The 20206-nt window shown below is 69.4% G+C and carries 19 protein-coding genes and 1 pseudogene; 9 read left to right on the top strand and 11 right to left on the bottom strand.

Going from position 1 to position 20206, the window contains the following annotated elements:
* Positions 1-82 precede the first annotated feature (82 nt).
* On the top strand, positions 83-802 hold the full coding sequence (locus E8P82_RS07020) for an RAD23 family protein (RefSeq protein ID WP_136453793.1): 720 nt from the start codon (positions 83-85) through the stop codon (positions 800-802).
* 37 nt (positions 803-839) lie between these two features.
* On the opposite strand, the gene E8P82_RS07015 is transcribed toward E8P82_RS07020, so the two are convergent.
* From E8P82_RS07015 to E8P82_RS07000, 5 genes are all read right to left on the bottom strand, one after another.
* Complete coding sequence (locus tag E8P82_RS07015) at positions 840-2102, bottom strand: molybdopterin molybdotransferase MoeA (RefSeq protein ID WP_168796512.1); 1263 nt, start codon at positions 2100-2102, stop codon at positions 840-842.
* The gene (locus tag E8P82_RS15005; protein ID WP_168796511.1) at positions 2099-2383 is read right to left on the bottom strand and encodes a DUF6457 domain-containing protein; all 285 of its coding nucleotides are present in this window, start codon (positions 2381-2383) and stop codon (positions 2099-2101) included. Before E8P82_RS15005 ends, E8P82_RS07015 begins: the two co-directional genes overlap by 4 nt.
* A 17-nt stretch (positions 2384-2400) precedes the next feature.
* Positions 2401-3009 carry a molybdenum cofactor guanylyltransferase gene (mobA, locus tag E8P82_RS07010; protein WP_246021049.1) on the bottom strand — a complete coding sequence of 203 codons (609 nt, stop codon included), beginning with the start codon at positions 3007-3009 and terminating at the stop codon, positions 2401-2403.
* A complete protein-coding gene (locus E8P82_RS07005) occupies positions 3006-3503 on the bottom strand; it encodes an HNH endonuclease (protein ID WP_136453791.1) in 498 nt (165 codons plus the stop codon). The genes mobA and E8P82_RS07005 overlap by 4 nt, the downstream gene beginning before the upstream one ends.
* 163 nt (positions 3504-3666) lie before the next feature.
* Entirely contained in the window at positions 3667-4365 is a 699-nt protein-coding gene (locus E8P82_RS07000) for an iron-dependent transcriptional repressor DtxR (protein WP_136453790.1), read from the bottom strand.
* Positions 4366-4613: 248 nt separating this feature from the next.
* Here E8P82_RS07000 and serC point away from each other — a divergent pair, with 248 nt between their 5' ends.
* Positions 4614-5738: a phosphoserine transaminase gene (serC, locus tag E8P82_RS06995; protein WP_136453789.1), complete on the top strand. Its 1125-nt coding sequence runs from the start codon at positions 4614-4616 to the stop codon at positions 5736-5738.
* 25 nt (positions 5739-5763) lie between these two features.
* Here serC and E8P82_RS06990 read toward each other — a convergent pair whose 3' ends face one another.
* Genes E8P82_RS06990 through E8P82_RS06980 form a run of 3 tightly spaced genes read right to left on the bottom strand, consistent with a single transcriptional unit; the run spans position 5764 to position 8035 of the window.
* The gene (locus E8P82_RS06990; protein WP_136453788.1) at positions 5764-7041 is read right to left on the bottom strand and encodes an MFS transporter; all 1278 of its coding nucleotides are present in this window, start codon (positions 7039-7041) and stop codon (positions 5764-5766) included.
* Between the two features lie 25 nt (positions 7042-7066).
* Positions 7067-7642 carry a DUF3027 domain-containing protein gene (locus tag E8P82_RS06985; protein ID WP_136453787.1) on the bottom strand — a complete coding sequence of 192 codons (576 nt, stop codon included), beginning with the start codon at positions 7640-7642 and terminating at the stop codon, positions 7067-7069.
* A gap of 9 nt (positions 7643-7651) precedes the next feature.
* Complete coding sequence (locus tag E8P82_RS06980; protein ID WP_136453786.1) at positions 7652-8035, bottom strand: cold-shock protein; 384 nt, start codon at positions 8033-8035, stop codon at positions 7652-7654.
* 178 nt (positions 8036-8213) lie between these two features.
* Between E8P82_RS06980 and E8P82_RS06975 the strand changes: the two genes are divergently transcribed.
* The 6 genes and pseudogenes from E8P82_RS06975 to E8P82_RS06950 all read left to right on the top strand — a co-directional run bounded on the left by E8P82_RS06975 (position 8214) and on the right by E8P82_RS06950 (position 15367).
* The gene (locus tag E8P82_RS06975; RefSeq protein ID WP_136453785.1) at positions 8214-8498 is read left to right on the top strand and encodes a hypothetical protein; all 285 of its coding nucleotides are present in this window, start codon (positions 8214-8216) and stop codon (positions 8496-8498) included.
* A gap of 70 nt (positions 8499-8568) precedes the next feature.
* Positions 8569-10998 carry a helicase-associated domain-containing protein gene (locus tag E8P82_RS06970; protein WP_136453784.1) on the top strand — a complete coding sequence of 810 codons (2430 nt, stop codon included), beginning with the start codon at positions 8569-8571 and terminating at the stop codon, positions 10996-10998.
* Positions 10991-12661: pseudogene (locus E8P82_RS06965) on the top strand (DNA repair helicase XPB). The gene E8P82_RS06970 and the pseudogene E8P82_RS06965 overlap by 8 nt, the downstream one beginning before the upstream one ends.
* 59 nt (positions 12662-12720) lie before the next feature.
* On the top strand, positions 12721-13431 hold the full coding sequence (locus E8P82_RS06960; RefSeq protein WP_136453783.1) for a response regulator transcription factor: 711 nt from the start codon (positions 12721-12723) through the stop codon (positions 13429-13431).
* A 10-nt stretch (positions 13432-13441) separates the two neighbouring features.
* Positions 13442-15013: a sensor histidine kinase gene (locus E8P82_RS06955; protein WP_342773231.1), complete on the top strand. Its 1572-nt coding sequence runs from the start codon at positions 13442-13444 to the stop codon at positions 15011-15013.
* 63 nt (positions 15014-15076) lie between these two features.
* A complete protein-coding gene (locus E8P82_RS06950) occupies positions 15077-15367 on the top strand; it encodes a WXG100 family type VII secretion target (protein ID WP_136453782.1) in 291 nt (96 codons plus the stop codon).
* A gap of 141 nt (positions 15368-15508) precedes the next feature.
* On the opposite strand, the gene groL is transcribed toward E8P82_RS06950, so the two are convergent.
* The gene (groL, locus tag E8P82_RS06945; protein ID WP_136453781.1) at positions 15509-17146 is read right to left on the bottom strand and encodes a chaperonin GroEL; all 1638 of its coding nucleotides are present in this window, start codon (positions 17144-17146) and stop codon (positions 15509-15511) included.
* 232 nt (positions 17147-17378) lie between these two features.
* On the bottom strand, positions 17379-17684 hold the full coding sequence (locus tag E8P82_RS06940; protein ID WP_246021047.1) for a DUF3263 domain-containing protein: 306 nt from the start codon (positions 17682-17684) through the stop codon (positions 17379-17381).
* 112 nt (positions 17685-17796) lie between these two features.
* On the opposite strand from E8P82_RS06940, the gene E8P82_RS06935 reads away from it, so the two are divergent.
* Entirely contained in the window at positions 17797-18600 is an 804-nt protein-coding gene (locus E8P82_RS06935; RefSeq protein WP_425456010.1) for a uracil-DNA glycosylase, read from the top strand.
* 10 nt (positions 18601-18610) lie between these two features.
* Here E8P82_RS06935 and E8P82_RS06930 read toward each other — a convergent pair whose 3' ends face one another.
* Positions 18611-20125 (bottom strand): threonine/serine exporter family protein, encoded by a 1515-nt coding sequence (locus E8P82_RS06930; protein ID WP_136453780.1) that lies wholly within the window; start codon positions 20123-20125, stop codon positions 18611-18613.
* Positions 20126-20206 lie beyond the last annotated feature (81 nt).

The following is a 20206-nucleotide window of genomic DNA, read 5'->3' as shown; positions in this document are numbered from 1 at the left end:
CCGAGACGGGGGATGCAGCACGGCAGGGTTCCTGCTCGGCGATTCCTCGCCCACAGCCCTTCTCACACAGGAAATCAGGCCCGTGCCCAAGCTGCCGTCCATCATTGTCCTCGCCACCATCGCCGCGCTCGTCGCGGGCTGCACGAACACCCCCACCGAATCCGACGCCGGCGCTACGCGGGCCGCCGGCGTGGCCTCGTCCAGTACCCCTGCCGAAACCACTGCGGAAACCACTGCGGAAACCACTGCCGCGCCATCGCCGGCTCCGACAACGGCGTCGACGTCGTCCACCTCGTCCGCGCCGTCACCGGCTCCGTCGACGCAACCGCCCGTCCCTGCGCCCGAGAACACCCCCGCGCCCGGGACGGCGCCTCCGCAGGAGCCTGCTCCGAGCCAGGCACCCGCCTCACCGGCGCCGGTCCCCGCCGAGCAGACTCCGGCAGAGCCTGCGGTGCCGGTCGAGCCGGAGAGCGTCATCGTTCCGACGACGCCGGGCTTCGGCGGTCCGAGCACTTCGGTCCCGCAAGGGGGAGCGTTCACCGTCGTCGGCAGCGGGTACGAACCCGGGCAGGAGATCATCATCACCTTCGGCTACTACCGCAGCGATGTCTTCGTCATGGAGGACCAGACGGCCGTCGCCGACGCCGACGGCAACTACAGCTTCAGGATCGCCGTCGCACCGGACCTCGAAGCACGGACCTACGGCGTCATGACCTATGAGGCGGCTGCCCGGGACAGCGGGGGTTCGGACGCCTTCGAGGCATCGAAGCAGTTCGCCGTCATCGAAGTGGTTCCGGCCTGACCGGTAACGGATCGGCCGCAGCAGTGCGGTGCACCCCTCAGCCGGTCACCCACGGCAGAGCCATCGCGGCGAGCTCGTCTCCGGCGGCGCAACCCTCCCCGGGAATCACCATGACGCCATCGGCTCCGGCCAGACCGCTGAGCATGCCGGAGCGCTGATGCGTGCTCGGCATCGCGCGCCCGGCGGTGAGCCGGTAGGGCACGAGTCTGCTGCGTCCGGGCAGTGGCTCGAACGCCTCTCCGCTGAGGACCCGGGAGGGGGCCGCGAGCGCGGAGCCACGGAGTCCCGCGATCAGGGGGCCCGCAACGGTGAGCATGGCCATCATGGCGGCCAGCGGGTTGCCGGGGAGTCCCACGAGGAATCGGCCGTCCTGCAGTCGTGCCAGGAGGGTCGGGTGCCCGGGACGCATGGCGATGCCGTCGATGATCAGTTCGGCGTCGAGTTCCACCAGGGCCCGGCGGATGTGGTCGGCCGAGGAGCTGCCTGTGCCGCCCGTGGTGATCAGGACGTCACCGGAGGCCCTGGCCAGGGAGAACTCGTCGGTCGGCTCCGCGCTGATGGCGGCGATCACGTCCTCGAGATCGTCCTTCGCCCGTCCCGCGACGTCGACATGACCACCGAGCATCGAGACGAAGCCCGGCAACTGCGGTCCGAACGTGTCGCGTACCTGGCCCGGGTGCGGCAGCCCCTGCTCGATCACCTCGTCACCGGTCATCAGCAGTGAGACACGCGGGGCCCGGAGGACGGTGAGCGTGTCGTGCCCGCAGACGGCTGCGAGCGCGATCTGCGCCGGGTTCAGCACCACGCCCGCGCGGATGGCCTCGGAGCCCTTCCCCGCCTCCTCCCCCGCCGGTCTGATGTGCTCCCGTGGGGATGGCTCCCCGGCCCGGGCGTCCTCGTTGCGGTCGAGCAGATCGCCGCGCACCAGGCCGTGCTCGGTACGCAGGATCCCCTCGGTGTTCTCCGGTACCACCCCGCCCGTGAGGATGAACGTCGCCTCGCCCGGTGCCAGTGCCACCTCGCCGGAATCGGCGTGTGGCGAGGGCCTGCCCCAGCGGTGCTCCTCCGGCTCCGCGTGGCTGACCAGCGTCCAGGGCGGCTGCCCGTTCACCGCCCAGCCGTCCATCGCGGACGAGGCGTAGTGCGGGATGTCCTGCAACGCGTGCACGGGTTCGGCGAGTGTCCTGCCCAGGGCGTCGGCCAGCGTGACCGTCTGGTACGGCAGCGGATGCGCTGCTCCGTGCGCGAGCGTCCGGGCCCTCTCCCAGTCGAGGTTCCGGGGATCCGTGGCCTCGCTCACTCGGCACTCCGCTCCGTCGCGGCGTCCGCGCACAGCGCGTCCGCCACCGCCGTCGCCGATCGCATGGCGACCTTCTCCTCCGCCTGGCCCGTTCCGACGGCGATGCCGGCCGCGTAGCCGACCACGAACGTCGTCAGTGGCGCTGCAGGACGCACCACCGAATGCGCTGCGCGTCCCGCCAACCCGAGGACGGAGTCGACGTCGACGGCGGTGCCCTCGAGCTCGAGGGCTGCGAGCAGCCTCTCCGTCCAGTCGTGCAGCAGTTTCTGGCGATCGTCCATGGGCCCTCCAGGCAGTCTCAGGGGACGTCGATCCCCAGCTCTCGAGCATCTTCGGGGGTGTCGACGTCGTGCGTCACGCCCGGCGGAACCGGGACGACTCTGGTCCTCACACTAGCAAGGAGGTTCCGCATGGAGATGTTCTCGACGGCCCCGCGGGCCAGGACCGAGTCGATGGCCAGACCCAGGTCCTCGCTGCGGTAGAGCGCGGCGAGCGGCTGGTCACGCCCGCCGTCCACCGGCACGAGAGACGCCCGCCCGTCCTGCCGCGACGCCTCCAGCAGCACGGTCAGGAGTTCATCCACACGCGGCATGTCGCAGGCCATGACAGCGCACCACGGCGCCGGGTCCGTGATGGTCCCGAATCCGGCGACGACGGCGGCTGCCGGCCCGGCGAAGGGCGGCTCCTCCCGCACGAACGACGGTCGCCCTGCCAGGTGACGTCGTGTGCCGGGCTCGGGTTCGGGGCCGACGACGACGAGGCGCTGTGCACCGGCGAGTGCAGCGCAGCAGCGTTCGAGCAGGGTCCGTCCGCCGAGTACGAGCCCTGCCTTGGGGATCCCGCCGAGCCGTGAGGAGCGGCCGCCCGCGAGGACGACGGCGTCGAAGCGCACGTCGGCTGCGCTCACGCAGCGTTCTCCGTGAGGAACTCGCTCCACTGCGGGGCGGGCTTCTCCAGCTCCCGGATCTGCCACTGGGGACCTCGCGGGGGAAGGGGCCTGATCCTCAACTGCCACCCGAGGCTGCCGAGGGTCCTGTCACCTTTGGCGTTGTTGCACGTCAGGCAGCACGCCACGAGATTCTCCCAGGTGTCCCCGCCACCGCGGCAGCGCGGCATGACATGGTCGATGGTCGAGGCGCTCTTCCCGCAATAGGCACACACGTGGTTGTCCCGCCGCAGGACTCCGCGCCGTGTGGCCGTGTGATCCTGCCGGTACGGGATCTTCACGTAGCGGTTGAGGAGGATCACCGACGGTCTGCCGAGGGTCTCGGTGGGACCGACGACGGGATCCTCGTCCTCGGCGATGACGCTCGCCTTCCCCGTGAGCACAAGCACCAGTGCCCGGCGGAATGTGATCACCGCCAGCGGTTCATACCCTGCATTCAGAACAAGAGTGCGCATGTGTTGGCCTCATTGCCGACCTGCTCCCCGTAACCGGGTGCCATCCCGGGGAAGGGACAAGTACTTCGGATTGACAGTGCAAGGGTAGACCGGAGACCGGTCCTCCGCGAATCCGATGTGATCGCCGGCGGTCGTCAGCCGTGCGGACCGCTCCGGGACCGGCTCAGTCGGAGACCGACACGAAGATGTGCGATGCCACTTCGGGGGGTAGTTCCAGCGCACCCTCGACCCCGGGGACCCGGACCGAGACGTAGTCGCCCACCGACTCGAGGTCCAGGTGCGCCCCTGGCCGCAGACCACCCTCGTCGAGCTGCGCGAGCAGTTCCGGATCCACCTGGATCGGTTCGGCCAGACGCACCAGGATGACCCGGTCCTCTGGTGTATAGCCGTCCATCGCGGAGAGCAGCGTGATGACCCCGTCGGTGAACAGACCGGAGTCGGTGCCGCCGATAGCGCCGAGACCCGGGATCGGGTTGCCGTAGGGAGACTCGGAGGGCTTGCCGAGCAACTCGTACAGCCGGCGCTCCACCCGCTCGCTCATCACGTGCTCCCAGCGGCACGCCTCGTCGTGCACGTATGCCCAGTCGAGCCCGATCACGTCGCTCAGGAGCCGTTCCGCCAACCTGTGCTTGCGCATCACTCCGGTGGCGCGGTCACGCCCGGCCTCGGTGAGCTCGAGATGCCGGTCGCCGGAGACGACGACGAGGCCGTCGCGCTCCATGCGCCCGATGGTCTGGGAGACGGTGGGACCGGAGTGCCGCAGCCGCTCGGCGATCCGCGCCCGCAGGGCCACGATGTTCTCCTCCTCCAGTTCGAGGATGGTCCGCAGGTACATCTCGGTCGTGTCGATGAGGTCCGTCATGCGGTTCAGCTCCTTGGTGCAGTGCGGGTGCGCGTCTGTGAATCCTCATGAGAGTTCTCGCGCTGCGGCCGTCACCGCGCGCTCGGGCGCCGCTTCCCAAGATTAGTCCATGGGCCGACGGGCCCGGCAATCCACCCGGTGAGGGCACCCCGCCGGGTGGACGACCACCGGCAACCGGCACTGCACGCGGACGGTCTCCGCCGGGAGAGAATGGATCCGATACCCGCCGTCGACCAGTTGGAACACCCATGAGCGAGCTTCCCCGCATTCCCGGACACCTCCTGCCCTCGGACGGACGCTTCGGCGCCGGTCCCTCGAAGATCCGCAGTGCACAGCTCGACGCGCTGGCAGCGGCCGGCACCTCGCTCCTCGGGACGTCGCACCGCCAGGCGCCCGTGCGGAACCTGGTGGGCCGGGTCCGCGAGGGCCTGCGCGTGTTCTTCGAGGCTCCCGACGGCTACGAGGTGATCCTCGGCGTCGGCGGGTCCACGGCGTTCTGGGACGTGGCGGCCTTCGGGCTCATCGAGCGCAAGGCACAGCATCTCTCGTTCGGGGAGTTCGGCTCGAAGTTCGCCGCCGCCACCACGCGGGCACCGTTCCTCGAGACCTCGACGGTCATCACCGCCGAGCCGGGGACGCGCGCGGAGCCCGTGGCCGAAGCCGGCGTCGACTGCTACGCCTGGCCGCAGAACGAGACCTCCACGGGCGTCGCGGCACCGGTCAGGCGGGTCGACGGCGCCGATGAGGACGCCCTGGTCCTCATCGATGCGACCTCAGCCGCCGGAGGACTCGACGTCGACGTCGCCGAGACCGATGTCTACTACTTCGCGCCGCAGAAGAACTTCGCCTCGGACGGCGGCCTGTGGCTCGGCCTCTTCTCCCCCGCGGCGCTCGAGCGCGCCGCCCGCGTGGACGCCGGCGAGCGCTGGATCCCGGATTTCCTGAACCTGCGGACGGCCATAGACAACTCGCGCCTCGACCAGACCTACAACACGCCGGCGCTGTCGACGCTCGTGCTGCTCGAGGCCCAGCTCCGATGGCTCAACGAACAGGGTGGCCTCGCCTTCGCCTCCGCCCGCACCGCCGAGTCCGCGCACCGGGTCTACAGCTGGGCCGAGGATTCCGCGATCGCGAGCCCGTTCGTCCCCAGGCCCGCGGACCGCTCGACCGTGATCGTCACGATCGACCTCAGCGATACCGTGGACGCCGCGCGCGTGGCGGCAGTGCTCCGCGCCAACGGGATCGTCGACGTCGAGCCGTACCGGAAGCTCGGGCGCAACCAGCTGCGGATCGCCACCTTCGTGGCGATCGAACCCGACGACGTCTCCGCCCTGCTCGCGTGCATCGACTTCGTGGTGGCAGAGCTCCGCTGAGTGCCCCGGGAACCGAGCCGATGGCTCAGGGCGCGCCGTCCACGGGATCGGTCCCGAGATCGAAGCGGAGCCGGCGAGGTCCCGTGCGGTGATAGTGCAGGCGCACGTCGTGGTACTTCCAGGCCCAGAACAGGCCGGCCCCGGCCGCGATGATGCCCGACGCCGCGGCGACGCCGAGACTCCAGCGCGGGCCGAAGGCATCGGACACCCAGCCCACCACGGGCGCGCCGAGGGGTGTCCCGCCCAGGAAGATGGCGAAGTACAGCGACATGACGCGCCCGCGCATCGCGGGCTCCGTGGTCGTCTGCACGTAGGCGTTGGCGCTGGTCATGAGCGTCAGGGCGAACAGGCCCACGGGGATCAGTGCCAGCCCGAAGAGCCAGAGCGTCGGTGCGAGGGCCGCCAGGATGCACGCCAGTCCGAAAGCTGCGGACGCACCGAACACGAAACGCAGCCGCGGGCGATCGCGCCGGGCGGACAGCAGGGCACCGGCGATCGAGCCCACGGCCATCACGGAGGACAGCACGCCGAAGACCCCTGCGCCCTGCCCGAACTCCGTGCGTGCCATCGCGGCGATGTACACGGCGAAGTTGAGCCCGAAGGTGCCCACGATGAAGATGGCGAGCAGCACCATCATGATGTCGGGACGCCGGCGTACGTAGCGGAACCCGGCGCGGATCCGGCCCCGCCCCGGAGCCGAGAAGGGCTGCTCGTTCAACTCCGAGGTGCGCATGACGACCAGCACCCAGACCATGGCGCCGAAGGTCAGCGCGTTGATGATGAAGACCCAGCCCGGCCCGACGCCCGCTGTGAGCAGACCCGCTATCGCAGGCCCGATCAGACGGGCTCCGTTGAAGGAGGCACTGTTCAGGGCCACGGCGTTGGGCAGGTAGTCCTCGCGCACCAGCTCGGACACGAACGCCTGGCGGGCCGGGGCGTCGAAGGCCGAGACGACTCCGAGCGCCAGGGCGAAGGCGTAGACGTGCCAGAGCACGGCGATGTCGAGCAGCACCATGATCCCTAGGCCCACACCCAGCAGCGCCATGACGATCTGCGTGATGGCGAGCAGCCGGCGGCGGTCCACACTGTCGGCGATCAGCCCGGCCCAGGGGGCGATCACCAGCTGCGGCCCGAGCTGCAGGGCGAGGACGATCCCGAGGGCCGAGGCGTTCTGCTCTGTCAGGATGTCGTACACGAGCCAGTCCTGGGCGGTCCGCTGCATCCAGGTGCCGATGTTGGAGATCAGCGCTCCCACGAACCAGAGCCGATAGTTGTGGAGTCGGAGCGACCTGAAGGTGTTCATGCCTGTCCACCGCACCTACGGCCCCTCATGGGGCGTCGGGCTGCTCCGCGTCGTCCCCGGTCGTCCCCGGTCCCGCTCCGGTCTCCGGAACGGGAGCTGCCGCGGGTGCAGGTGCCGTCGCAGCTGCACCGTCCTCCTGCTCGTGGTCCTCGGGACGGACCCGCTCGGACCACGGCACCCAGTCGGGCGCCCTCAGGGATGTCTCCGACGGCAGCAGTCCCACCTCGCAGACGCTCGCCTCCTTGCCGCGCGGCACCCGGGCCAGGCTGGCGTACCACTGCCAGCCGCCGTAGCCGGGCAGGAATGCCTCGAACCGGTGCGTGACGAGCCGCTCCCCCTCCACCACGGCCGAGACGTGCCGACCGATCTGCGACTCGGGCGCGATCTCGAGTATCCCCTGGCGTGCCCGCTCCACGGCGGCCTCCAGGACGGCGTCGGACTTCGGGATACGACGCGACGCCCGGGGCTTCCGCCCTGTGACGGGCGCGAGGACGTCGCTCGTGCCCGGCGCGGCGGCGTCAGCAACCTCTGCCGTCGCTTCCTCCGCCGTCGCCGCGTCGGAGGGTGCTTCCTCGGGTGTCTGCAGGTCGCTCGGGGTCATGATCGCAGCCTACGCGTCGAGGTCGTCGGCTACCGCCCTGAGGACCGCGGCGACCTTGGAGGCCTGGCCCTTCTCGGGGTAGCGGCCCTTGCGCAGGCCGTTGGAGACGCCGTCGAGGAGTTTGATGAGATCCTCCGTGATGGCGGCCATGTCGTCGGCGGGTTTGCGGGTGCTCCTGACCACCGAGGGGGCCTCCTCGAGGATGCGGGCGGACAGCGCCTGCAGCCCGCGCCGACCATCGGCGACGCCGAACTCGAGCTTGGTCCCCACCTTCACCTCGGTCACCCCGGAGGGGAGGGCCGAGGCGTGCAGGAAGACCTCCTTGCCGTCGTCAGCGGTCAGGAAGCCGAATCCCTTGTCCGCGTCGAACCACTTCACTTTGCCGGTAGGCACGTCGTTACCTCTTCTCAGCTGTACCGGAAGGCAGCCCTCACCTCCGGTCATGGTTCCGGGTTGTGCGGGTACCTTCCGCTCGCCGGGCTCGCGGCCACAGCCCGGAAGGTCCGCAACTCCTAGGCTATCGCCTTACCACGGCCGTCATGGTCCTGCGCCCTTGTAGGCTGGGACGGCTATGATCCCCGACGAATCCGCTCCCCGCTTCCCGGACGAGCCCCTGCCACCGACCGCCCCAGAGTCCGCCGACCGGCCGAAGCGCGCCCGATTCGTGCTGATGGTCTGCGCCGTCGGATTCGCCGTGATCGGGCTGGCCTCCCTCGCGGCGATCCTCGTCTCCGCCTTCTTCGACTGGACCATCTGGCCCGGCTTCGTCCTGGTCAGCTACTTCTTCCTGCCGATCGCCTTCGTGCTGATGTGCTCGCTGATCCTCCTGTCCGCCATCTCCCGGCGGAGGAGCTGACCAGGAGGATCCGATCCCCCTGGCGTCCGGTCACCCGGTGCTGTCAGAGGTGACGGGTACCCTTGGGCCGATGTCCGAGATCCGAGCACTGGCACACCAGCTGGCCGGCATGGGTGACGGCGAGCTGCGCGGACTCTTCACCGCACGGCCCGATCTCATCCTTCCGCCGGTGCGGGACTTCGCGGCGCTCGCGGCACGGGCCTCGAGCCGCGTGGGTCTCCAGCGGGCCGTCGAGAACGTCACGCGCCCCCAGCTCCAGCTCCTCGAGGCAGTGGTGGTCCTGGACGGGGACGACGACGGCCCCGTCACCCTGGAACGACTGGAGGGGGCCTTCGCGGACGGGCTCCCCCACCCCCTCGAAGCGCTGGTGGCACCCCTTCTCGAGCGCGTGCTGATCGTCGGCTCCGGGCGGGAGGGTTTCACGCCCGTCGGAGCGCTTCCCGAGGTACTCGGCCCCTACCCGGCGGGCCTCGGCCGGTCCCTGACGACCCTCGCCGGCTCCCTTCCACGCTACGGCGCGGCCCTGATCCGGGCGGCGGCACTCGTCGATCCGGCAGTGGCCACGCGAACGCTGACCCGCACAGCTGCCGCAGGCGTCCTCGAGAACGTGATGCAGGACCCCGCGCTCTGGGACCGGCTCATGTCCTCAGCTCCCGAGGGCGCCGGTGCCGTCCTCTCCCGGCTGCGTGCTGCGCCCGTCGGCTCGACAGCCGCGGCAGGTGGCGCCGGTACTGCGTCGGCGGTGCAGTGGCTCGTCGATCGATGTCTGCTCGCACCGCTGGACGCCGTCCACGTGGAGCTGCCACGCAGTGTGGGGATCGCTCTCCGGGACCACGCTGTCTTCACCTCTCTCGAATCGACCCCACCGGTCGCGGTGGACCGGACCACGCGCATCACCCTGCGGGACAACGCGGCCCTGAGCGCCATCGCCGAGACACTGCGACTGGTATCGGCACTCCTCGCCACCGTCTCCGCCTCTCCGGTGACCACGCTGCGCTCGGGCGGCGTGGGAGTTCGTGAACTCAAACGCGTCCGGGAGCGCCTGGCCGTCGGCGACGCGGAAGCGGCCTGGCTGCTGGAACTCACCGCCGCCGTCGGGCTCCTCGCCCTCGACCCGGACGATTCGCGCTGGAAGACCGCGCACCGCGACGCCTGGGAGAGGCTCGATCGGGGCGCGCAGTGGCTCCTGCTCGTGCAGGGCTGGCTCACCCTCGACCGCGCGCCCGCCCTGGTGGGTTCCTCCCTCCCCGACGGAACATCGATCAATGCACTCGCAGCCGGGGCCTCACGACCTGACGCACCGATGGTCCGACGGCGGATGCTGGCCGTCACTGTGGCGCTGAGCGCGTCCGACCCCGTCGAGGAGGCTCCTGCCGACGATCCGCCGGCCGGCTCCGGCTCTGCCTCTGTCCCTGTTCTCACCGAAGCTCGCGTGATTGCCCTGGCCACCTGGTACCAACCACGCCTGACCAGACGTCTGACGCGGCTGCTGCCGGGGATGCTCGGCGAAGCGGCAGCCCTCGGCCTGACCGGCGGCGGAGCGCTGACGGACGCCGGGCGAGCGATCGCCGAGGGCAGGTTCGACGAGGCAGCGCACGGGGTCGGCTCGGCCCTGCCCGAACCCGTGGCCCACGTGGTGCTGCAGGCCGATCTCACCGCCGTCGCGCCCGGCTATCTCCAGCCCGGGCTCGCTCGGGCGCTGCTGCGCGTGGCGACGCCCGAGGGCCAGGGCCCGGCCACCATCTACCGGTTCTCCGCCGACTCCATCCGCTCCGCCCTCGATGCCGGTGAGGACGCGGCATCGATCATCGCCTTCCTGGGCAGGCATGCCGCCACGGCTGTTCCGCAGGCGCTGACCTACCTCATCGAGGACACCGCATCCCGCCACAGGGGTATGCAGGTGGGACGTGCCGGGAGCTACGTGCGCATCGAGGACGAGGCCATCGTGGCAGCTGTCCTCGCGGACCCCCGAGCAGCACGCATCGGTGTCCACCAGCTCGCACCCACCGTGCTGGTCTCGCCCGGATCGCCCCAGGAGCTGACGACCCTGCTGCGCGATCTCGGATTCGCCCCCGCGATCGAGACTGCCCCCGCTGCGGAGAGCACGCCCGTGCGCGAGCCGGACTCGACCGCATCCGTGCTGATGCCTGCGGACCGGCTCAGGGCGCGGCTGGATCCGTGGTCCGTCGGCGAGGAGGAGATCGCGCACCAGCTGACCTCACTGCGCTCGTCCCGGCGCGGCCCCGGCGAGGGTGCGGCGCCCGCAGAGGACGTCGTCGTGGGGCTCGAGACCTTGCGGTCCGCCATCCGCTCACGACGCCGGGTCCGCCTCGGAACGGCGGACAGCCGGGGCAACCACGAACTGCAGGTCCTGGTGCCCCTCTCGGTCTCGGGTGGGCGGCTGAGGGTGTTCGACCCTCAGCGGCAGGTGGAGAAGGTGGTATCGGTGCACCGCATCATGGACGTCGAGATCCTGGAAGGGAGCCCTGCTGATGGTTGATGGCCCGTTGATCGTCCAGAGCGACAAGACCATCCTGCTCGAGGTGGACCACGAGCAGGCAGAGCAGGCGCGCCATGCGATCGCCGCCTTCGCCGAACTCGAGCGAGCGCCCGAACACGTGCACAGCTACCGCCTCACGCCTCTCGGGCTGTGGAATGCGCGCGCCGCCGGACTGGATGCAGAGCACGTCCTCGACACCCTCCTGGCCTACTCGCGGTTCCCCGTCCCGCACACCCTCCTGGTGGACATCGAGGACACGATGTCCCGGTACGGCCGGCTCCGTCTCGAGAAGGATCCGCGCCACGGGCTCGTGCTGCGGACCACGGACTACCCCGTGCTCGAGGAGGTCCTGCACGCGAGGAAGATCCAGCCCCTGCTCGGGCCCAGGATCGACGCGGAGACCGTGGTGGTGCACTCCTCGCAGCGGGGCGCTCTCAAGCAGCTTCTGCTCAAGCTCGGCTGGCCAGCAGAGGATCTCGCCGGGTACGTGGACGGTCGACCCCATCCGATCGTGCTCACCGAGGACGGGTGGGGCCTGCGCCCCTACCAGCAGCTGGCCGTGCAGAACTTCTGGTCCGGCGGCTCGGGCGTCGTCGTGCTGCCCTGCGGCGCCGGTAAGACACTCGTCGGCGCTGCGGCGATGGCCACGAGCCAGACCACCACGCTGATCCTCGTGACCAATACGGTCTCGGCGCGCCAGTGGAAGCAGGAACTGCTCAGCCGCACCTCGCTGACGGAGGACGAGATCGGCGAGTACTCCGGCGCCGTCAAGCAGGTCCGGCCCGTCACGATCGCCACCTACCAGGTGCTCACGACCAGGCGCGGCGGGCTCTACCCGCATCTGGAACTGCTCGACGCCGACGACTGGGGGCTGATCGTGTACGACGAGGTCCATCTGCTCCCCGCGCCCGTCTTCAAGATGACGGCCGAGCTCTAGGCCCGGCGCCGGCTGGGGCTCACCGCCACGCTCGTCCGCGAGGACGGCCGTGAGGACGAGGTGTTCTCCCTGATCGGGCCGAAACGCTACGACGCACCGTGGAAGGACATCGAGGCCCAGGGCTACATCGCCCCGGCGGACTGCGTCGAGGTCAGGGTGGACCTCCCGCGGGACGAGCGCGTCGCGTACGCCATGGCCGACGACGCCGACAAGTACCGCCTGTGCTCGACGTCGGAGACGAAATCCGCCGTGGTGGAGAAACTCGTGGCCGCGCACCGCGGCGAGCAGTTGCTCGTGATCGGCCAGTACATCGACCAGCTCGACGATCTCGCGCGCCGGCTCGAGGCACCCGTGATCAAGGGCGAGACCTCCGTGAAGGAGCGGCAGCGGCTCTTCGACGCGTTCCGTGCCGGCGAGCTCCAGGTCCTCGTCGTGTCGAAGGTCGCGAACTTCTCGATCGACCTGCCCGGCGCCGCCGTCGCCATCCAGGTCTCGGGATCGTTCGGATCCCGTCAGGAGGAGGCCCAGCGCCTCGGCCGGCTCCTGCGGCCCAAGGCCGACGGACGGGCCGCACGCTTCTACACGGTCATCGCGCGGGACACCCTGGACCAGGAGTACGCGGCGCGACGTCAGCGCTTCCTCGCGGAGCAGGGATACGCCTACCGCGTTCTCGACGCTGCCGGGATCGACGCTGCCGGGATCGGGGACGCCAGACCCAGCGATTGATCAGGAAGTTCCCAGGGTCGCACCAGCCCGTTCACAGCACTATCGCGGATACTGGTGCTGTGAAGAAAACTGGCCCCGAAGCGAAGCTACTGGTCGTCGACGACGAACCGAACATCCGCGAACTGCTCTCGACGTCCCTGCGATTCGCGGGCTTCGACGTCGTCGCCGCCGGGAACGGCCGCGACGCCCTTGCAGCCGCGGAGACCCACAACCCGGATCTCGCCGTCCTGGACGTCATGCTGCCGGACATGGACGGCTTCACCGTCACGCGCCGGCTGCGCGCGGCCGGACGCCACTTCCCCGTGGTCTTCCTGACGGCCCGGGACGACACCGAGGACAAGGTGACGGGACTGACGGTCGGCGGTGACGACTACGTCACCAAGCCCTTCAGCCTCGACGAGGTCGTGGCCCGCATCCGTGCGGTCCTGCGCCGTACGCACCCGATCGAGGACGACGACTCCGTGATCCGCGTGGACGACCTCGAACTCGACGACGACGCGCACGAGGTCCGCCGCGGCGGTGAGACCATCGACCTGTCCCCCACCGAGTTCAAACTGCTGCGCTATCTCATGCTCAATCCGAACCGCGTCCTGTCCAAGGCGCAGATCCTGGACCACGTCTGGGAGTACGACTTCAACGGGGATGCCTCGATCGTGGAGTCCTACATCTCCTACCTGCGCCGGAAGATCGACCGGACGACGGATTCCGCGGCCCTGATCCAGACCAAGCGCGGCGTGGGATACCTGCTCCGCACCGCCGACAAGCGGTAGCACGGTCCCGGTGACCACGCGCTGGAACGCGGCGTCCCTCCGCTCGCAGCTCGTCGCGATCATCATGGCGCTCATGATCGTCACGGTCGGGGTCACCGGGCTGGCAACGGTGTCACTGCTGCGCGATGGCCTGGTGGACCGGGTGGACATCGAGCTGTCGAACAACGCATCTGATGTCGCCCGGAGCATCTTCCTGCAGCAGGAGCCGACCCAGGGCGTCGCGCTGCGCTACTACGCGGCACTGCTCGACGCCGAGGGGAACGCCTACAGAGCCAATCAGGCCGCGGAATCCACCGGTGTCCCCGATCTCTCGGGGCTGACGACCGGGCGCATCGCCGAACTCAACGGGGCCGGAGTCACCCTGCCCGGCGAAGGACCGGGTGCACAGGAGTGGCGAGCGAAGATCCTCAGGTTCACCAACGGCGAGGGCTACCTGCTCATCGCCACCCGGCTGAACACGGTGAACGAGTCGGTGCAGGAAGCCACGGAGGTCATCTTCACCGCAGGTCTGATCACGACCGCGCTGGCCTCGCTGATCGCCTTCATCGCGGTGACGCGCCAGTTCGCCCCGCTGGCCAGGGTCGAGCGGACGGCGGCAGCCATAGCCGGCGGCGATCTCACCCGGCGTGTGGCCATCGAGCGTCCGGCAACGGAGATCGGCCGGCTCTCGCGCTCGCTGAATGCCATGCTGGCGCACATCGAGAGCGCGTTCGCCGCGAGGACGGCGTCGGAGGCGAAGATGCGGCGCTTCGTCGCCGACGCCTCGCACGAGCTGCGCACCCCGCTGGTCACCATCCGGGGCTACTCGGAACTCTATCGTCACGGAGCCCTGCAGCAGCAGGAGGACGTCGCTGCCGCGATGGGCAGGATCGAGAGCGAGGCCATCCGGATGGGTCAGCTGGTCGAGGACCTGCTCACGCTGGCGAGGATCGACGAACAGCGTCCGCTCGAGGCCGGACCGGTGGACCTGAGGGTTCTCGGCTTCGACGCGGCCTTCGACGCGCGGGCAACCGCGCAGGACCGCGAGATCTCCGTGATCGGCCTCGACGGTGGCGCTCCGCGGTCGGCGCCGACGACCGGCGACGAAGCACGCCTGCGGCAGGTCGTCGCCAATCTCATCACCAACGCCCTGCGCTACACGCCGGAAGGTTCGCCGATCGAGATCGCCGTCGGCGTCGAATCCTCCGGGGAGGGGCGCAACCACTCCGTCCTCCAGGTCCGAGATCACGGGCCCGGCATCTCGGCGGAGGATGCCGACCGGGTCTTCCAACGCTTCTACCGGGCGGATTCGTCGCGTGACAGGGAGACCGGTGGGACGGGCCTGGGCCTGGCCATCGTCGCTGCTCTCGTCGCCCAGCACGAGGGAACGGTGCACCTGGACGATACGCCCGGTGGTGGCGCGACCCTCTCCATCCGTCTGCCCCACGCCCCACCCGAGACCCGGGAGGAGAATCATCAGGAGGACGACGGCGGCACGGCCGGCGAGGACCTCGCGGGGGAGGGCCGCAGGCTCTCGGGCATCACTCCTCCACAGCCGCCCCCGGAGCGACCCGTTGTCCACAAACGTGGGGACGGCCGCTGAGGAAGCGAGCCGGTGACCTAGCGTCGGGAAGGTCAACGAAGCGCTAGTACACGGGAGTCCAGCATGGCATTCTTCAACGTAGACACCGACAGCCTGGCGGCCAAGAGCAGCCAGGTCCAGGGCACCATCTCGCGCCTGCAGGCCGAGGTCAATTCCATGCAGGCGGGGCTGCGCGAGCTGGAGGGGCTGTGGACCGGGCAGGCCGCCACGAACTTCCAGCAGCTGATCGTGCAGTGGCGGGCCACCCAGCAGCAGGTCGAGGAGTCGCTCACGGGCATCAACGAGGCCCTCAATGTCGCCACCCAGCAGTACGCCGATGCCGAGCAGAGCAATGCCCGCATGTTCATGAGCTGACGGGTGGTCCTGCTCGCACGCACAGGGGCGGCACTCCCGGAAGGGAGTGCCGCCCCTGTCGACCTATCGTGCAGTCGACCTATCGTGCAGTCGACCTATCGTGGATCTGCCGGTCCACGGTGGTGCTGCGGACGCGGGTGGCTAGAAGCCGCCCATCCCGCCCATGCCGCCCATGTCGTCTCCGCCGCCGCCGGCAGGTGCAGCCTTCTCAGGCTTGTCGGCCACGACGGCCTCCGTGGTGAGGAAGAGTCCGGCGATCGACGCTGCGTTCTGCAGGGCCGAACGAGTGACCTTCACCGGGTCGTTGACGCCTGCGGCGAGCAGGTCCTCGTAGTCCCCGGTCGCGGCATTGAGGCCGTGACCGGCGGGCAGTCCGCGGACCTTGTCGACGACGACGCCTGGCTCGAGGCCGGCGTTGAAGGCGATCTGCTTGAGGGGTGCGTCGATGGCCACACGTACGATGTTCGCGCCCGTCGCCTCGTCACCCGAGAGGTCCAGCGAGGCGAACGCCTTCAGGCCGGCCTGGATGAGGGCAACGCCACCACCGGCGACGATGCCTTCCTCGACGGCGGCCTTCGCGTTGCGCACGGCGTCCTCGATGCGGTGCTTGCGCTCCTTGAGCTCGACCTCCGTCGCGGCACCGGCCTTGATGACCGCAACGCCGCCGGCCAGCTTGGCCAGGCGCTCCTGCAGCTTCTCTCGGTCGTAGTCCGAGTCGGAGTTGTCGATCTCGGCGCGGATCTGGGCCACGCGTCCGGCGATGGCATCGGCTTCGCCGGCACCTTCGACGATCGTGGTCTCGTCCTTCGTCACGACCACCTTGCGGGCGGTACCGAGCAGATCAAGGGTCGCGGTCTCGAGCTTGAGCCCGACCTCCTCGGCGATGACCTGTCCACCCGTGAGGATGGCGATGTCTGCCAGCTGGGCCTTGCGGCGGTCGCCGAAGCCAGGAGCCTTCACGGCGACGGACTTGAACGTACCGCGGATCTTGTTGACGACCAGGGTTGCCAGTGCCTCACCCTCGATGTCCTCGGCGATGATCAGCAGCGGCTTGCCGGACTGCATGACCTTCTCCAGGACCGCGACGAGGTCCTTCACATTGCTGATCTTGGAGTTGACGATCAGGATGTACGGATCCTCGAGGACCGTCTCCTGGCGCTCTGCGTCCGTGACGAAGTAGCCCGAGATGTAGCCCTTGTCGAAGCGCATACCCTCGGTGAGTTCGAGCTCGAGGCCGAAGGTGTTCGACTCCTCGACCGTGATGACGCCTTCCTTGCCGACCTTGTCGAGGGCCTCGGCGATCAGGTCGCCGATCTGCTTGTCACCGGCGGAGATGGACGCGGTAGCAGCGATCTGCTCCTTGGTCTCGATCTCCTTGGCCGAGGAGAGCAGCTCATCGGTGACCGCGGAGACGGCCTTCTCGATGCCGCGCTTGAGGCTCAGCGGATCCGCTCCGGCCGCGACGTTGCGCAGGCCCTCCTTGACGAGCGCCTGGGCGAGGACGGTCGCGGTGGTGGTGCCGTCGCCTGCGACGTCGTCGGTCTTCTTGGCGACCTCCTTCACGAGCTCGGCGCCGATCTTCTCGAACGGATCGTCGAGCTCGATCTCCTTGGCGATCGAGACGCCGTCGTTCGTGATGGTGGGAGCGCCCCACTTCTTCTCGAGCACCACGTTCCGGCCACGGGGGCCGAGGGTTACCTTGACGGCGTCAGCGAGGATGTTGAGGCCTCGCTCGAGGCCGCGGCGGGCCTCTTCATCAAAAGAAATGATCTTGGCCATGGTGGCGTAGGTCCTTTCGGGGACGATTGCATCTGCGCTTGCCTGCGTGTGGTGCCCGCGACGGCCGGGCAGCGGATGGACGATCTCTTTCACGTCCATGCCCCACCCCCACCACGGAGGCTTGCCTGCTTCACCCGACACGTCCAGCTTTAGCAGTCTGTGCGTGCGAGTGCTAAGTCAATAATTAGCACTCCCACCCACTGAGTGCAACCTGCCCAGGGGTGCCTGCCCGCTAGATCTCGGCGCCGAGGCGGCGTGCGGAGCGTGCCTTCTGACGCGTGGACCGCAGGCGCCTGAGCCGTTTCACGAGCATGGGGTCGTGGGCCAGCGCGGCCTCGGTGTCGATGAGGGCGTTGAGCACCTGGTAGTAGTGGGTGGCCGACATGGTGAACAGCTCACGAATGGCCTGTTCCTTGGCCCCCGAGTACTTCCACCACTCGCGCTCCAGCGCAAGCATGCGTTGCTCGCGGTCCCCGAGGACCGGTTTGCCGTCCTGCTCCTCGCGGGTCTCGTTCCCGCTGTGGGCTGATTCGTCCACGTCCACCCTCCCTCCGGCCGGCGCAGGTATCCATCCTAGTGCCGGATGACACCGGTGTCATTCGCTCTCCCCCCGCTGTCAGGAGCCGCACGTGGGAGGTGAGAATGGGACCATGATGCACGAGGACGCTCTCTTCGACCTGCCCCCGACCCCGACCGGCGCCGGTCGGGGGACAGCGACCTCGCCCAGCGAATCCGCCTTCCCGTTCGCCGCTCCCACCGGGATCGAGGAGCTCGTCCCGGCGGACTGGGTGGCCGGCCTCAAACCGGTCGAACCCGTACTGCACCGGCTCGCGACGAGCCTCGCCGCTGACCTCGACGCCGGGGCCAGGATCCTGCCCGAGACCGGGCGTATTCTCCGCGCCTTCGAGACACCTCTTCAGAGCGTACGGGTCGTCATCGTCGGTCAGGATCCCTACCCGACCATCGGGCACGCCGTGGGCCTGAGCTTCGCCGTCGACCCGGCCACGCGGCCCGTGCCACGGAGCCTCGCGAACATCTACCGGGAACTCGCCGCGGACCTCTCGATCGCGCCGCCGGCGACAGGGGACCTCTCCGGGTGGGAGAACCAGGGCGTACTGCTGCTGAACAGGGTTCTGACGGTGCGCGCCGGGGAAGCCGCCTCGCATCGGGGACTCGGCTGGGAACAGGTGACGGACGCCGCCATCCGTGCTCTCGTCGCCCGCGGCGGCCCACTCGTGAGCATCCTCTGGGGCAAGGACGCGCTGCGGCTGAAGCCACTCCTCGGCACCACGCCCACGGTGGAGTCCGCCCATCCCAGTCCGCTCTCCGCATCCCGCGGATTCTTCGGTTCGCGGCCGTTCAGCCGCGTGAACGAGCTGCTCGTCCAGCAGGGCTCCGCGCCCATCGACTGGGCGCGGACCACGGGTCCGGCTAGGATGCGCGATTCCTCCTGAGTGAGGCGCCCTACCGTCGACGGTTCCGCTGCTGCTCGTCGGAGCTGAACCTCCTCGTGAACGGCCTGACCAGGTTGTCCCCGAGCACCACTCCCACAGCGATGCCCAGCACCACGGTCGAGGCGTTGAAGAGTCCGACGACGCCGGTCGAGACCACCTCCGCCTCGATCGTGAGATCGTACATGGCCCGGAAGATCGCCAGCCCGGGATACAGGAACAGGAGTGCGGGGACGGCGACCACCAGCTGGGTCGCCCGCATCCGGAGCGCGACGACCCGAGCGAGTGCGCCGATGACGATGGCTGCCAGTGCCGGAGCCAGCCGGTAACCGACCCCCGTAGCCGTGGCGCTGATGAACACGAGATACCCGGCCACGGCCACCAGGGACGTCGGGATGATCATCTTCGGGGCGGTCTGCTCGGCGATGCAGATCATGGCGACGGCGACGAAGACGAGGATGCAGACCACCGGCCACGGGTACTGACTGCCGCTCGATTCCAGCACGTCGAGCTCCGGCACGCCGAGTGCAGTGCCGGCGATGAGCGCGACGGCGATTCCCGCGACCAGGGCCGCGAAGACGAGTCCTGCCGACAGGTACCGCCCGGCCGCAGTGACAGGGAACCCGTTGATCGCGTCCTGCGTGGCCGAGACGAGCCTGCCCGTGGGCAGGAGCAACAGGATGCCGCCCACGACGACGAGCGCCGGAGCGACGGGCGCGTCCAGCCACCAGACGAACATCGCGATGAAGGTGACGATGCCCGCGGAGATCGACACGGCGAACACCTCCGGAACCCGCCATTGGCCGAGCTTGCGGCTCACCAGATCGATCAGGATGCAGCTGACGAGGCCGATCAAAGATCCGAGCGGCGTACCACCGACCACCCCCACGATCGCCGCCGAGAAGACGCCGAACGCGGCCGTCACCATCCAGCGGGGAAAGGGCTTGGGCCGGCGCAGGATGTCGTCGAGACGCTGTACGGCCTCCGTCCGGGACACGCCTCCTGCGGCGATGTCGGACACGAGCCGATGGATGTTCGTCAGGCCCGCGTAATTGTCGGTCCAGGACCGCACCACCCGCAGGACCGTCGTCGGCGTCTGGTCCTTGGTCGAGTAGTTGATCACCACCGACTGGTTCGTGATGTCCACCTCGACGCCGTCCAGGCCGAAGGCGGCCATCACGGCGATGATGCTGGTCTCGACCTGGAGGGCGCCGGCGCCGAACCGGAACATCGCCTCGGCGAGGTCGAGGGCGAAATCGAGCGCTTTGCGCGCATTGGCGTCAGGACCGGCGACGTACACGGCCGGATCGGCATAGGGGCTGCCCGCGAGTCGCTCGACGACGGTCATCGCCTGCGTGGGCGGATCCTCGCCCTGCACCAGGCGACGCAGCATGCTGCGCGCGGCAGCATTGGACCGGCCCGATACCGGAACGCTGTACGGTGTGGTCGGCAGTGCGTCGGCGGGACGCGTCTCAGGCCGCGTGTCCCGGCGCTCGGGCGGATCGAACGGGCGCTGGATGAGAGGCATCGCCTGGGCCACCGGCGAGGGGTTGGTGGAAGGCGATCGGCCGTCCGCTGGCGTGGGACCGTCTTTCACAGCCGCCTTTCG

Source organism: Arthrobacter echini, from assembly GCF_004803505.1.
In the GTDB taxonomy this organism is placed as follows: domain Bacteria; phylum Actinomycetota; class Actinomycetes; order Actinomycetales; family Micrococcaceae; genus Arthrobacter_D; species Arthrobacter_D echini.
Note: the sequence above shows the minus strand (reverse complement) of the source record. Positions and strands in the feature narration are given on the sequence as shown.

Bases quoted from the DNA above. Each gene is read 5' to 3' on its own strand.
- E8P82_RS15005 (WP_168796511.1), bottom strand. From the start codon at position 2,383: ATGGACGATCGCCAGAAACTGCTGCACGACTGGACGGAGAGGCTGCTC.
- E8P82_RS07005 (WP_136453791.1), bottom strand. From the start codon at position 3,503: ATGCGCACTCTTGTTCTGAATGCAGGGTATGAACCGCTGGCGGTGATC.
- E8P82_RS07000 (WP_136453790.1), bottom strand. From the start codon at position 4,365: ATGACGGACCTCATCGACACGACCGAGATGTACCTGCGGACCATCCTC.
- serC (WP_136453789.1), top strand. From the start codon at position 4,614: ATGAGCGAGCTTCCCCGCATTCCCGGACACCTCCTGCCCTCGGACGGA.
- E8P82_RS06990 (WP_136453788.1), bottom strand. From the start codon at position 7,041: ATGAACACCTTCAGGTCGCTCCGACTCCACAACTATCGGCTCTGGTTC.
- E8P82_RS06985 (WP_136453787.1), bottom strand. From the start codon at position 7,642: ATGACCCCGAGCGACCTGCAGACACCCGAGGAAGCACCCTCCGACGCG.
- E8P82_RS06975 (WP_136453785.1), top strand. From the start codon at position 8,214: ATGATCCCCGACGAATCCGCTCCCCGCTTCCCGGACGAGCCCCTGCCA.
- E8P82_RS06970 (WP_136453784.1), top strand. From the start codon at position 8,569: ATGTCCGAGATCCGAGCACTGGCACACCAGCTGGCCGGCATGGGTGAC.
- E8P82_RS06950 (WP_136453782.1), top strand. From the start codon at position 15,077: ATGGCATTCTTCAACGTAGACACCGACAGCCTGGCGGCCAAGAGCAGC.
- groL (WP_136453781.1), bottom strand. From the start codon at position 17,146: ATGGCCAAGATCATTTCTTTTGATGAAGAGGCCCGCCGCGGCCTCGAG.
- E8P82_RS06935 (WP_425456010.1), top strand. From the start codon at position 17,797: ATGATGCACGAGGACGCTCTCTTCGACCTGCCCCCGACCCCGACCGGC.
- E8P82_RS06930 (WP_136453780.1), bottom strand. From the start codon at position 20,125: ATGCCTCTCATCCAGCGCCCGTTCGATCCGCCCGAGCGCCGGGACACG.